This is a genomic window from Barnesiella sp. An22, assembly GCF_002159975.1.
In the GTDB taxonomy this organism is placed as follows: domain Bacteria; phylum Bacteroidota; class Bacteroidia; order Bacteroidales; family Barnesiellaceae; genus Barnesiella; species Barnesiella merdigallinarum.
In genome coordinates this window covers 39,664-52,807 of the sequence record NZ_NFJR01000008.1, presented here as the reverse complement: position 1 = coordinate 52,807, position 13,144 = coordinate 39,664, and the positions used below count along the sequence as shown (strand labels likewise).

The window sequence follows — 13,144 nt, the reverse complement described above, 5'->3', positions numbered from 1 at the left end:
CTATCGTTTTATAGTAAAATAGCCACGTGTTATCATCTGCCTAGAAATGTCCCAAGCCTCAATCTGCTGAGGAACCAATGAATCGTCGGGGGTGCCATAGACCGCCTTGTTCCAACCGACCGCACTGCACACCGAAGACCGTAAAATACTATGACCAAGCCCCTTCCACAGATACTCGTTGCACCCCATCACATCGAGCAGTGTAGGATAAATATCAATCTGCCCCATAACAGACTTGTGGGTATACTTCAATCCAGCATTGGCCACTATAAAGGCGACTTCGATATCGTTGTACCCTGGTACAGAACAGGGCTCGAGCAACTGATTGTGATCCGAGGCGATTGCAATAACCGTATTTTCATACAATCCGTTAACCCGTAGAGAATCGATAAAGGCGCCTATACAGCGGTCGGTGTAATGCATTACCTCCATGTAGTTACGTACCTCGGTCGGGAAACCTTCAGCATTCGACAATGCAGTAGGTCGAGTCGGGGTATTGTAAGGCTTGTGCGAAGACCCCGTAATGAGTTGATAGAAAAAGGGAACTTTCTCTGTTTTTATCTGCTCAATAGCCCGTACCATCAACAAACTGTCGGGAACAACTTCTGCACCATTTAGCCGATCCCAATTATGGTCATAGCCATAAGCCTCACTCGCCTCGGCCTGATTCCAATAATTATTGCAATCGACCGTCATACTCACAGCTGTATAATTTCTCTGTTTCAAGGCTTTGGCAATCGAATAGTAATCAAGATTGGCATATCGGGTGGCCACTGCTCCACTCTGCAAGGGGAGCAAACCGGTATTGAACATAAACTGCCCGTCGCTCGAACGACCGTCTTTCACCTGAGGAAACACATGCACAGCTACGATAGAGTTACTATCGTTAGCGATCCGGTTGAGACAGGGAGTCACTTCTACCCCGCCAAACTGCTGGCCAATTACCCACGAATTGAGAGATTCTACAATAATCAAGACCAAATTTTTCCGGTTGTTTCCTTGAATCAAATTATCTGTATAACAGGTATAATCGTCGAAAAAAGAGTCGATTTTAGCCCGCTCCTCATCCGACAGTTCAGGCTCGGGTATCAACCCGGTTACCAACTGATAGAGCGTATATCCACACAAGCCATTATTGTCGATATAGAGTATATTGTTGGGATAGGTCATAAAACGATCGATAAAGGCTGTATACTGTCCCGACTTTATGTCACGCACCGAAAGCATGGCATAAAAAGCTACAGCTATTCCCACAATGGCTGCAATCGGCCACCACAGCCGCTTCCGCTCGGCCAAGACCCGCTTCTGGAGAAACAATTTATAAACTACAGCCGTCAACACAGTAGGAAGCAGGGCCAGCCAGTCAACCCAACGTGCCGATGCCAATGCACTGTCGAGCAGCAACGGTGATACGTTCTCGACCAACAGGAACGACGAGAAGGGTATGATGTCGAGATAATTGCGATAGTACCACACAGCCGAGAGACAGAACAGATCGACCAACACCAGCACAATAAAAATAAGGCCCCGTTTTTTCAACACAAACAGAGGCGACATGAGAATCATAGCATCAATCAGAGTCTTGATTACATGGTTCGGTACCGATGACACCATGTTGGTAGGTCTCACCACCTGCATGTACAACAGCCATATAACCGAGGCAACCGAAATAACCAGCAAAATAAAAAATGCCCATGTATATATATTCTTCTCGAAAAAAGACAAAATAGGTTTCCCTACTTTTCTCTTCAGACTATTTACGATTTCCATTACTCACTTTTCAAAGCGGTCACAAATATTATAAAAAAATCCGAACACACAATCCATTCAATTCTTAAAAAATTTTTAATTTTGTCTGATTCTTTGTTCTATCCCTTATGAAAAAAGAGAGTATATGGCTCGTACCCGTAGGCGGACTGGCCAATCGCATGAGGGCAATCGACTCGGCCGTAGCCCTGAGCCGGCAATGTGGCAGCGAGTTGCACATCGTGTGGTTCAAGGACCCGGGGCTGAACTGCCGGTTCGACCAACTGTTTGCCCCCATCGATCGGCCGGGGGTTACCGTCACCGAGGCTTCGAGGCTCGACTTGCTGCGCTACGACCGCCCCCGCCGGAAAAACTTCTTCATTCCCAGCCTGTTCCAGCAGCCGGCATTCGACCGCCGCATGTACGAGATGGATACGTCGCGACGCTTCCGCGAGCATTTCGATTTCGAGGCGTGGGCCCGAGGCCACAAGGTCTACATCGCCGCCTTTGTCTACTTCTACGAACCCCGCACCGAGTGGGACCGCTTTGCCCTCTTCGAACCGCACCCTCTCCTGAAGCAGGAGATTGAGACGCGCCGGGCCCGATTCGGCGACCACACGATAGGGGTGCATATCCGTCGTACCGACAACGCCATCTCCATCGCCCAAAGTCCTACCCGACTCTTTGTCGACCGCATGCAGCAGGAGATCGATCGTAACGCCGATACCACCTTCTATCTGGCGACCGACTCCGAAGAGGATAAGGCCCTCATCACCGCCCGATTCGGCGACCGGGTATTCTGCTCGCCCCACCGGGCCGACCGCAACAGTCTCGAGGGGATGCGCGAAGCCCTCATCGAACTCTATCTGCTCTCGCACACCCGGCAGGTGCTCGGCTCGGTACACAGCTCATACTCCGAGACGGCTGCCCAGATAGGGCACATCCCTTACGAACTGTTGCAGAAAAAGGAGCCCCGATAAAACAGCAAGCCGGCCCCGGAGTGGTTGCCCCGAGGCCGACTATCCAGAGAGCCGGCAGCGTTTCTGCGACACGATGTCGGTCGCCCTGCCCTACTTGACGATGCTGCGCAACATGGCGGCCGCCTGCTCGGGCTGCCCCAGAATCTCGTAGACGAGAGCCGCACAGGTGTAACAAACCACCTGTACCAGCGAGTCGGCAATCTCGTACTTGTCGGCATCGGCCTGCGGATAAGCCACGTAACGGGCCGTCTTCACCCGATGCGCCTCGACGCGAGGCGGCAACGAGTAATAGTCGAGACACTTCTGGCCCCCCACGTTGGAGAGCACGCACACCGGAGTTGCCACGCCGCCGCGGGTGTAAAGGTTGAATTGCAACTCATAGGCGGGCGAGGTGTGGTCGATAAACGAGGTAACCGGCTGTCGCCACCCCTCCATGCAAAACTCGGTCATGCGCCACACATCCGAGGGCAGCACCACCCGGCCACTGCCGTCGGGCTGACGCTCGGGTTGCAGCGACGAGGCGCAGTCGGTCTGCGGCAACAGTTCGACCGGGGTCGAAGCCCACACCGACAGCAGCGCATCGGGCAACTTAGCCCGAATATACTGCTCGACATCGATGCCCACCTCCAACTTTACCGAGGCATTGCTCACATCGGTGAGCTCCTCCATGTTTATCTTGACCCGTTCGACGAGGTCATTGACACTTATCTCCATCGCTACCCCCTCTTCTGTTTCAGAAAGTTATTTTCGTCGACATAGATATCCCCCTCGGCCAGGGTGTCGCTCCACAGCTTCAACTTGCCACTCATCCCCTCGGGCGAAATTCGGGTCGAGCTTTGCACCTGCCCGGCACTGTCGAGTTTCGACAGCGTTATCTGCTGAGGTGTGACCAGTATCTGATGCGAGCCTGAGTCGTCGGACTGACTCAATGTCAGGCGAATATTATCGTCCGTATCCCAGTCGATGACCAGATTTTTCTCATCGGGTCCCCAGAATACCAATCCCTTCATCGTGGGGCTGATAATGATGTCGCACTGCTCCTTCGAGACGCGTAACTCACCGCTCTGCGAAAGGAAAGTACCCGACTCCAGATGGCGGATTTCGCCGTTACACAGCTCCCACGAAGAGTTGCCGCTGGTCGTTCGGATCGTCTGCTGCTGATCCAAGACCATCAGTTGGTCGGGCAGCATCTCCAACCGGTCGGCCACGGCGTAGAAGTGGGCAACCTCCTCCCAGTTCGACGACGCCCCGGGCGACAGACTGGTACTCCCCACCGAATCCTTCACCCGATAATAACGGCCCATGAAATAGACCACATCGACCACTCCGTTGGCACACGTGTAGGTTGCATCGCCATTCCACTGACCTCGATACATATATATCGGTCGGATGGCATCGTCGAAGGTCAGCGGCGTTACATAGTCGCGCCAGACCGAACCGTCCCATACCAGGGTGATAATGGCGGCCGAGTCGGTTACCACGGTCAAGGACGATCCCTCCTTCAATGCCGGGAACAGATGCGACCCGGCATAACCGGCCACATAGACAAAACTGGCCGGCTGGCCGCTCTCGACCGCCGGGCTAAAGGTGGCCGGGTCGGTGACCACGCCGAAAAACGGAGCGGGTGCCGCATGGTTGGTGTCGTACCATGAGCGGCCCGTAGAGTCCCATACCCAGATAGACTGGGTTTTGCCGTTGATGAAAAACTCGCCGGCCAAACCACCCTCGGGGTAGGCCGAGAGAAGCGCGTCGAGCCCGTAGAAAAATCCCAGGCACCCGTTTTGTCCGCGCAAATGACTGTGTTCTCTTACCTTCATCGTCTTTTCTTTTTCTTTAATTGTGTAAATACCAAATGGAACCGCTCGGCCGCCTGCTCGATGAGAGCCGGCGTGGAGACCTCCTCGTCGGAGAGGCCATAGGGTTCCTGCCTCAAATAGTCGCGGGCCGCCTGCCACGAGCGAATACCGGGCACCAACTGGTAGGTCTCCTGCTCTACCCGGGTATCGGGTATCTCCATCAGCACAAAGCGCCGGCCGTATCCCCGGCTCTGCTCCAGTGCCTGCTGCAACGCCTCGTCTTCGGTCGAGAAGAGGCCGTTCACGCCGTCCCACGCGCGAAACTGAACCCGACGGGGCACCCCGTTCACCACGACCGAGGTACTCAAATTGCCCAATCGGGTCTGATAAATCTTGTTCATAGTTCTCCTTTCTTCTAAATTGAATATTGCCCACCTGCCGGTGGTCCAGAAAAAAACGGGGCAACCGGCTCGCCAAAATACCGGTTGCCCCGTTCAGTCCCCCTTGTTCAGATTTCGTTGCGAGCCGGGGGTGAGCCGGTCAGTCTTAACGGTTTATCATCCGAGCGGCTCGATGCGCATGTGAGCTGCCGGATAACGCAGCGTCAAGCAGCTGGCCTCGGTCAGTACCAGGGCATCGGTATTGCGCACGCCCGCCTTCTTGAGGTCGAGCTCCTGTGCACCGAAAGGCACATGCGACCACTTCTGGATGAACTCGGGATCGAAGATAAAGCCGTAGTCGTGCATGCCGCAGTCGTCGAACACCTCGGAGTAAAGCACATACAGTTTACCGAACTTCGAGCTGATTTCCGAGAAGTCGATGCCCCACTTCACCTTGTCCTCGCGAGCCATCACCACCTTGGTCATCTCAATCTTGTTGATAAGTCCGATGAAGACCGAACCACCAATCAGGATTTTACGCTTGTTGCCACCGTTGCCCGTGAAGGCCTGACGCATCATGTCGATCAAGTCGTCTTGCGTCATCTCTTTCGTCGGGTCATAGGTGTAGTGGTTACCGGCCTGCCACCAGATACCGCCCGTGAGCATCACGTTCTCCTTCTTGCGCGGGTCGAAAATCGTATTCTTCACCCCGAACATGAAGCTCTTCTCCATACCCAGACGCATGTCGTAGATGGCAGCCTCTTCGGCATCCGAGAAGTCCCACTCGACCTCTTTGTTGGCTATCTTCTGGAAGGTCGACTGCTCGATTTGCATCTTGAAAATCTGGCAATAGTTCTGACTCTTGACGGGCAATGCCGAGAACTGTGCCGTCTGTACGTCGAGTTCGGTAGCCGCACGGCCCATGCGGATGAGCTGTTTGTTGGCCGGAATCGAAGGCACACAATTCTCTACGGTACCGATTTTCATGCCGTTTACGGGATAGACCGTGAGCGAGCCGGTCTCCTCGTCTTTGGCGGCGATATAGAGCACCAGGTCGGCATTCGACTGGGTAGTACCGTCGGGCTCATACCCTTTCACGCCCTGCACGAGAATCGTCTCGGATACCTCGAAGATGCTGTTGTCCACGGCATCGATCTTGGCCTTCTTGTGCGACTCGTCGGCCGAACCCGAAGCGGGTGCCGTATACGCGGTTTTCGTAAACGACTTGGTGGGTTTCACGTCGACCGAATAGTAGTCGACAATCATCGACGACGACTTGCGGGCACCATTCCATCGCGACAACTGGTCGATGGGGGTCGACATGGGCCGGATGCGCACGATGCGCTTGTCAATCTCGTTGCGCAACAGCGAGGGGCTACCCTCGCGCACCAGGTCGGTAGTGAGCGGTTCGCCGGTCACGAGCTTACCGCCCGACACACCGGGGATAATGGCTGCCAGCGCCAGGCCACCGTCGAGCAGCCCGTCCCAAATCTGCCAGCAAACTACCAGAACCAACAGACCCGCCAGCCAAAGCAGCGGAGTTTTCCACTTCGTTAGAAACTGTTTCATCTCTTCTTTCAATTTTTCAAAATTCAACAAAAACATAGGATTACAAAAATTTAATTAGGGTATCAAACTCTTCACTCTCCAGACAACCGGGGCTACATGTCCCACACGCTGCGACGGCGACGGTTGCCAAAAACCGGCGACAGCTCGGAGGCGTCCGACTCGAAACTGCCCCCGTTGCGCATGGGAGGCAACGAATCGCCACCCCGCTCGCGACGCTCGAAGACGATGCGCTCGTTGCGGCCCCGCACCTCGCCGTCGCGCTCGGCACACGACAAATCGCGGTCGTAGTAGAGCCCCTTGAAGAGCAGGTTCAGCACCTCGTCGTTCAACTCGCCCATGAACACATGGTTGCACAGGTGGTACACCCGGTCGAGGAAACCCTCGAACTCGGCATCGTTCATCCCCTTCTCGGTCTTGAAGCGCTCCATGCAACGGCTGCTCTTCTCGAGATTCTCGCGCATTTGCGACTCCAGTTCGTTGAACCGGGCCACCCGCGACAGATACTCGTCGTTGGCCCGACGCACCTCGGCCATGCGGTTTTCGTCCCGGGCACAGTCGAGCATATCGCGCCCGAAGTAGCGCACGCAGGCTACCAGCGCATCGTCGCCACCGATTACATCGGAGATGAAAGCCCCCATCTTGGGATTCGACATGAACAACTTGCACAGCTTGCTCTGGTCGTCGGCCAGCCGCTCATAGCGCTCGTTGCGGTACGAGTCGTACTCCTCCAGGGCATCGAACAGCTCGTCGTCGTTATCCAAGGGCCGGGTCGGGAATCGGTCCAAAAGCTTCTCTACGAGCAAATCGCGCGATTTCCGCCGATTGCGATTTTCTTTCTGATAATTCTTTTCCATAAATTTAATTGATTAGATTTCCCATATATGGTACCGCAAAGTAAACCCCGCACTCGCCCCCTTTTATGGCAGCTTCATACAAACTCGACTCCCGTCGAAAGATTTCGCCATCGGCGAAACGATTACCGAAAAATTTCTTTACCTTTGTTACACGAAAACAGGATGCGGTTCGGGATAAAAAATATCGGAAAACAGGTGCCGATATTTTATTCTCCGCTCACCTTTCGCTATTTTTGTGGCACGATTGACCGCGGCTCTCCGCCCGTGCGGAACCGACACATCGACCGACAACTCAAACTAAATAACATATATAACTATGGCTATTACACCGTTCAAGTATCAACCCATGTTCCCGCTGGGCGAAGATACGACCGAGTATTATCTGCTTACGAAAGACTATGTGTCGGTAAGCGAGTTTGAAGGGAAACCCATCTTGAAAATCGAAAAAGAGGGACTCACCGCCATGGCCAACGCCGCCTTCCGCGACGTGTCGTTCATGCTGCGCCGCTCGCACAACGAGCAAGTGGCCAAAATCCTGAGCGATCCCGAGGCCAGCGAAAACGACAAATACGTGGCCCTCACCTTCCTGCGCAATGCCGAGGTAGCCGCCAAAGGCGTTCTGCCCTTCTGCCAGGATACCGGTACGGCCATCATCCACGGCGAAAAAGGCCAGCAGGTCTGGACCGGATACTGCGACGAAGAGGCTCTCTCGCTGGGCGTTTACAAAACCTACACCGAGGAGAACCTGCGCTACTCGCAAAACGCTCCCCTCTCGATGTATGAAGAGGTGAACACCAAATGCAACCTGCCTGCACAAATCGACCTCGAGGCTACCGAAGGCATGGAATACCGCTTCCTCTGCGTAACCAAAGGCGGCGGCTCGGCCAACAAGACCTACCTCTACCAGGAGACCAAGGCCATCCTCAACCCGGCCACTCTCGTGCCCTTCCTCGTTGAGAAGATGAAAACCCTCGGTACGGCTGCCTGCCCGCCCTACCACATCGCCTTCGTTATCGGCGGTACTTCGGCCGAGAAGAACCTGCTCACTGTCAAGCTGGCCTCGACCCACTACTACGACAACCTGCCCACCACGGGCAACGAATATGGCCGCGCATTCCGCGACGTAGAGCTCGAGAAACAGGTACTCGAAGAGGCTCACCGCATTGGCCTCGGTGCACAGTTCGGCGGCAAATACTTCGCCCACGACGTGCGCATCATCCGCTTGCCCCGTCACGGCGCATCCTGCCCCGTAGGTCTGGGTGTAAGCTGCTCGGCCGACCGTAACATCAAGTGCAAAATCAACAAAGAGGGTATCTGGATCGAGAAGCTCGACAGCAACCCCGGCGAACTCATTCCCGAGGAATTGCGTCAAGCCGGCGAAGGCAATGCCGTGAAGATAAACCTCAACCAGCCCATGAGCGAAATCCTCAAGGAGCTCGACAAATACCCCGTAGCTACCCGCCTCTCGCTCAACGGTACCATCATCGTAGGCCGCGACATCGCTCACGCCAAACTCAAAGAGCGCCTCGACCGTGGCGAAGACCTGCCCCAGTACATCAAGGATCACCCCATCTACTACGCCGGTCCCGCCAAGACGCCTAAAGGCATGGCCTGCGGCTCGATGGGCCCCACGACAGCCGGCCGTATGGACCCCTATGTAGACCTGTTCCAAAGCCACGGCGGCTCCATGATCATGCTCGCCAAGGGTAACCGCAGCCAGGCCGTTACCGACGCCTGCAAGAAACACGGCGGCTTCTACCTGGGCAGCATCGGCGGTCCTGCCGCTATCCTGGCCCAGAACAACATCAAGAGCATCGAGTGCGTAGAGTATCCCGAGCTCGGCATGGAGGCCATCTGGAAAATCGAGGTAGAAGACTTCCCCGCATTTATCCTCGTCGATAACAAGGGCAACGACTTCTTCAAACAGATCAAACCCATCTGCCCCGCCCACAAATAATCTCGCGGGACAAGCTCCAATACACCGGCGGGGCTGCCTCACTGAAGAGGCAGCCCCGCTGTATTTTTACAAGATGCTATTCATCTACTTTCCCCGCTTCTCCTTCTCGAGAAGGTGCTTTACCGCCAACCGATAGGTATAACGCACATTCGGGTCGCTATGGTCCCAAGTGTCCAGTTCATCGAGAATCAACTGTGGGAACTTCTTGCTGATATCTCGCAACGCATTACCTACCGATTTTCTCACATACTCGCTCGAATCGGCCTTGTGTCTACTCAAAAAAGCAACAGCCTCCAAAGGATGCTCCTTGAAATAGGGCCGCGAGGTCCATATCCTCAACCCCTCGGTAACAGCCCGTACTACATTCGGATGACCATCGGCCAACCATTCAGCAATAAGAGGCAAAGCTCTTTCATATCCACGCTCTTTACAAATAAAGTCAAACGATTTGGCCAGCATCTCCTGCACACGCCAATTCTCATCGCGGCTCACCCGTTCTTTCAAAAAACTCAGGGCTTTTTCATTGTCTACTCCGGCATACCCCAATAAAACAACCGACAGCATACGCACCTGATAAGCCGGATGTTTGAATAATTCGAGCGAAAGACCGTAACACTCTTCGTCACTACACGACTCGTGTATCCGATGAGCCGCATCCAAAATATGCTGAAATCCATTTTCAACCGTTACAATATGGGCAATAATCTCTTCGAGGTTCATATTCATTAGGTTTATCTATCGCTGGAGTATGAAACCGCGCAATTCAATCGAGATTCTGAGCATGAGATTTGTGCTCCATCATCTCGCGTACACTGTTTACCTCGTCGATAAGTTGTGTTTGCGAAGGCAGATACAATTTATATTCACGGGCCAGTATGGTTTTATTGTCTTCGGGAAGAGCCATCTTCACGGCCGTATCGTTCTTGCTGGTACACAAAAGGATTCCTACGGTGGGATTCTCGTCGGCCATCTTTTCCACCCGGTCGTAGTAGTTGACATACATTTGCAACTGTCCCAAGTCCTGGTGAGTCAGTTTGCCCGTCTTCAACTCAACCACCACAAAACATTTCAGCAACCGGTTGTAGAAAACCAAATCGGCAAAAAATTCGTCATCCTCCAACAAGATACGTTTCTGCCGGGCCACAAAAGTAAAACCCTGCCCCAGTTCGAGCAAGAAGTGCTGCAAATGAGTGATGATAGCCGACTCCAAATCTTTTTCATAATAGGTTGCCTGAGGCTTCAATCCCAAAAACTCCAAATACATGGGGTCTTTGATAATCTCTTGCGGCGACTGCGGCATGCGCTCCTTTCGCGCCACAGCCAACACCGACTCCTTGTCGTTGCTCAACAACAGCCGTTCGTACAACTGGGAGTTTATCTGCCGCTCCAGCTCCCGGGCCGTCCACGCATTGTTCACGGCCTCCAGTTCGTAATACTCCCGTTTATCCACATCGGGTATCTGTATAAGAGTTCTGTACTGAGTCCAATTCAATTGTGAACGCAGTGCGTTCTCAATTGGATACAAACGATAAAACTGGCGACAAAAAGAAAGTTGTCGCACCGAAAATCCGCTGCCATAGTCGGGTTCCAACTGCTTGGCCAGGTTCTTTATCAGGTAACTGCCATAGTCGGCCCTCTCTTTTCCCTGTTGCTCCTCCTCAAAAATGCGGCGTCCCAACTGCCAATACATCTGAACCCGGCAGAAATCCACACTACGCACCGCATGAGCACGAGCCGCATCGATAATGCCGCGGATGTCGTTCAAAAACAGTTCTTCCTTTTTCATATCTCCATCCATGGTATTTACTTGTCAGACTTATACATACAAATATAAACAATTCCTTTCACTTGACCAAATGCAGAAGGGTCCCCTCCGAAAACAGGCAGGGCCCGACGAACGGCAAGCGTTCGCGGGCCCTGTATGGTTGGGCTGTCGGCCTCGTAGGCGAAAGACTTTCCGCCTCGGCCGATGTGTTTAGCCTTTCTTTTTCTCCCCGATGTAGATGGTGCAGGCACCGAAGGTGAGGCGGCGGCAATAGCAACGGTCGAAGCCGGCACGACGGAAGATGTCGAGCATAGCCTCGCCCTGCGGCACGGCAGCCACCGAGCGCGGCAGATAGCTGTATGCGCTGCGGTCTTTCGATACCAGGCGACCTATGAAGGGGATAAAGGTATAGGTATAGAACTTATAAAGCTGGCGGAAGGGAAAACGCTCGGGGGTCGACAGCTCGATGACACACAATGCACCACCGGGACGGAGCACCCGATACATTTCGCGGAATCCCGCCTCGAGGTGTTCGAAATTGCGCACCCCATAGGCCACCGTCACCACGTCGAAGCTGTTGTCGTCGAAGTCCATCGACAGGCAATCCTGCACCTCGAAGAGGATACGGCGCTGGGCATTGCGCTTGACCGCCTTCTCGCGGGCAATCCGCAACATACCCTCCGAGAGGTCCACACCGATAATCTGGTCGGGGTTGAGCCGCTCGTCGAGCAGCAGGGCCAGGTCGCCCGTGCCCGTAGCCACATCGAGTATATGGCGGTGTGGATAGCGCCGCAACATCTTCACGGCCACCCGGCGCCACCAGCGGTCTATGCCCACGGTCATGGTACGGTTCATCGCATCGTAGGCCGGCGCAATGGAGTCGAACATCTCGCGCACCTGCGTGGTCTTGTCGGTCTCCTCGTTATAGGGTTTTATCTCTTCTGCTTTATAGTCCATTCGTCATGTAATCCTTTCTCCGCCCCCTTATTTCTTGCGGCTGTTCAGGAAGTCGGTCACGTTCTTCTCGATACGGGCAGCCAGGTCTTCGCCTTCGGCCTTGACAAACTTCTCGCCCACGATGTGCTCGTAGAGTTCGATGTAGCGGTCCGATACGCTGTTGCAATACTCCTCGGTCATCTCGGGCACCTTCTGACCCTCTTTGCCCTGGAAGCCGTTTTGAATCAGCCATTGGCGCACAAACTCTTTCGAGAGCTGACGTTGCTCTTCGCCACGGGCCAGACGCTCCTCATAACCATCGGCATAGAAGTAGCGCGACGAGTCGGGCGTGTGGATTTCGTCGATCAGGATAATCTTGTCGCCAATCTTACCGAACTCATATTTCGTATCTACGAGGATGAGCCCCTTCTGAGCGGCCATCTCGCAACCACGTTGATAGAGGGCCAGGGTATATTTCTCGAGTTGCTCGTAGTCCTCGCACGAAACGATGCCGCGGGCAATGATTTCGGCCTTCGAGATGTCCTCGTCGTGACCCTCGGCAGCTTTGGTCGTAGGCGTGATGATGGGGTGCGGGAATTTCTCGTTCTCCTTCATACCCTCGGGCATGGTCTCGCCGCACAGCGTACGGTTGCCAGCCTTGTATTCGCGCCAAGCGTGACCCGTCAAATACCCCCGTACAACCATCTCGACCTTGAACGGTTCGCAACGCAGACCCACGGTCACCATCGGGTCGGGAGTAGCCACTTTCCAGTTCGGAAGAATATCGGACGTAGCGTCCAGGAACTTGGCGGCAATCTGGTTCAGCACCTGTCCCTTGTAGGGAATACCCTCGGGCAGAATCACATCGAAGGCCGAGATACGGTCGGTTACCACCATCACCAGCAACTCGTCGTCGATGTTGTACACATCGCGCACTTTACCATGATATACACTCTTTTGTCCGGGAAATTTGAAATCGGTTTTTACCAAAGCATTTTTCATTTCTGTAATACTTTTTCTGTTTATAATATAGTCGTTGTATGTCCTCTGTAAAGACACGGCAAAGATACAACATAAAAACGAGATAGCACGTCAATTAAAACAGATTAAGCATTACCCGCGTCGACAATCTTTCTCCCCACACGATACCGCTGCCCCTCC

12 protein-coding genes are annotated in these 13,144 nt (G+C 53.9%); 2 read left to right on the top strand and 10 right to left on the bottom strand.

The features are described from left to right. Positions 1–1,770: an LTA synthase family protein gene (locus B5F38_RS09145; protein ID WP_087408986.1), complete on the bottom strand. Its 1,770-nt coding sequence runs from the start codon at positions 1,768–1,770 to the stop codon at positions 1–3. A 107-nt stretch (positions 1,771–1,877) separates the two neighbouring features. Here B5F38_RS09145 and B5F38_RS09140 point away from each other — a divergent pair, with 107 nt between their 5' ends. After that, a complete protein-coding gene (locus tag B5F38_RS09140) occupies positions 1,878–2,726 on the top strand; it encodes a hypothetical protein (RefSeq protein WP_087408985.1) in 849 nt (282 codons plus the stop codon). 90 nt (positions 2,727–2,816) lie between these two features. Here B5F38_RS09140 and B5F38_RS09135 read toward each other — a convergent pair whose 3' ends face one another. The 5 genes from B5F38_RS09135 to B5F38_RS09115 all read right to left on the bottom strand — a co-directional run bounded on the left by B5F38_RS09135 (position 2,817) and on the right by B5F38_RS09115 (position 7,325). Continuing rightward, positions 2,817–3,440 (bottom strand): hypothetical protein, encoded by a 624-nt coding sequence (locus B5F38_RS09135; protein ID WP_087408984.1) that lies wholly within the window; start codon positions 3,438–3,440, stop codon positions 2,817–2,819. 2 nt (positions 3,441–3,442) lie between these two features. Then, a complete protein-coding gene (locus tag B5F38_RS09130) occupies positions 3,443–4,543 on the bottom strand; it encodes a hypothetical protein (protein ID WP_143240953.1) in 1,101 nt (366 codons plus the stop codon). Then, positions 4,540–4,923 (bottom strand): hypothetical protein, encoded by a 384-nt coding sequence (locus tag B5F38_RS09125; RefSeq protein ID WP_087408982.1) that lies wholly within the window; start codon positions 4,921–4,923, stop codon positions 4,540–4,542. The genes B5F38_RS09130 and B5F38_RS09125 overlap by 4 nt, the downstream gene beginning before the upstream one ends. Before the next feature lie 156 nt (positions 4,924–5,079). Next, positions 5,080–6,471: a DUF5309 family protein gene (locus tag B5F38_RS09120; RefSeq protein WP_241147843.1), complete on the bottom strand. Its 1,392-nt coding sequence runs from the start codon at positions 6,469–6,471 to the stop codon at positions 5,080–5,082. Between the two features lie 92 nt (positions 6,472–6,563). Continuing rightward, a complete protein-coding gene (locus tag B5F38_RS09115) occupies positions 6,564–7,325 on the bottom strand; it encodes a hypothetical protein (protein WP_087408980.1) in 762 nt (253 codons plus the stop codon). A gap of 316 nt (positions 7,326–7,641) precedes the next feature. Here B5F38_RS09115 and B5F38_RS09110 point away from each other — a divergent pair, with 316 nt between their 5' ends. Then, positions 7,642–9,282, top strand: coding sequence for a fumarate hydratase (locus B5F38_RS09110; RefSeq protein WP_087408979.1), 1,641 nt, complete (start codon positions 7,642–7,644; stop codon positions 9,280–9,282). 84 nt (positions 9,283–9,366) lie between these two features. On the opposite strand, the gene B5F38_RS09105 is transcribed toward B5F38_RS09110, so the two are convergent. The 4 genes from B5F38_RS09105 to B5F38_RS09090 form a co-directional block, all read right to left on the bottom strand. Then, the gene (locus tag B5F38_RS09105) at positions 9,367–10,002 is read right to left on the bottom strand and encodes a DNA alkylation repair protein (protein WP_087409039.1); all 636 of its coding nucleotides are present in this window, start codon (positions 10,000–10,002) and stop codon (positions 9,367–9,369) included. Between the two features lie 43 nt (positions 10,003–10,045). Further along, complete coding sequence (locus B5F38_RS09100) at positions 10,046–11,068, bottom strand: PDDEXK nuclease domain-containing protein (RefSeq protein ID WP_087408978.1); 1,023 nt, start codon at positions 11,066–11,068, stop codon at positions 10,046–10,048. A gap of 189 nt (positions 11,069–11,257) precedes the next feature. Next, positions 11,258–12,004 (bottom strand): bifunctional demethylmenaquinone methyltransferase/2-methoxy-6-polyprenyl-1,4-benzoquinol methylase UbiE, encoded by a 747-nt coding sequence (gene ubiE, locus B5F38_RS09095; RefSeq protein WP_087408977.1) that lies wholly within the window; start codon positions 12,002–12,004, stop codon positions 11,258–11,260. Positions 12,005–12,031: 27 nt separating this feature from the next. Beyond that, the gene (locus B5F38_RS09090) at positions 12,032–12,985 is read right to left on the bottom strand and encodes a phosphoribosylaminoimidazolesuccinocarboxamide synthase (RefSeq protein ID WP_087408976.1); all 954 of its coding nucleotides are present in this window, start codon (positions 12,983–12,985) and stop codon (positions 12,032–12,034) included. Positions 12,986–13,144: the final 159 nt, after the last annotated feature.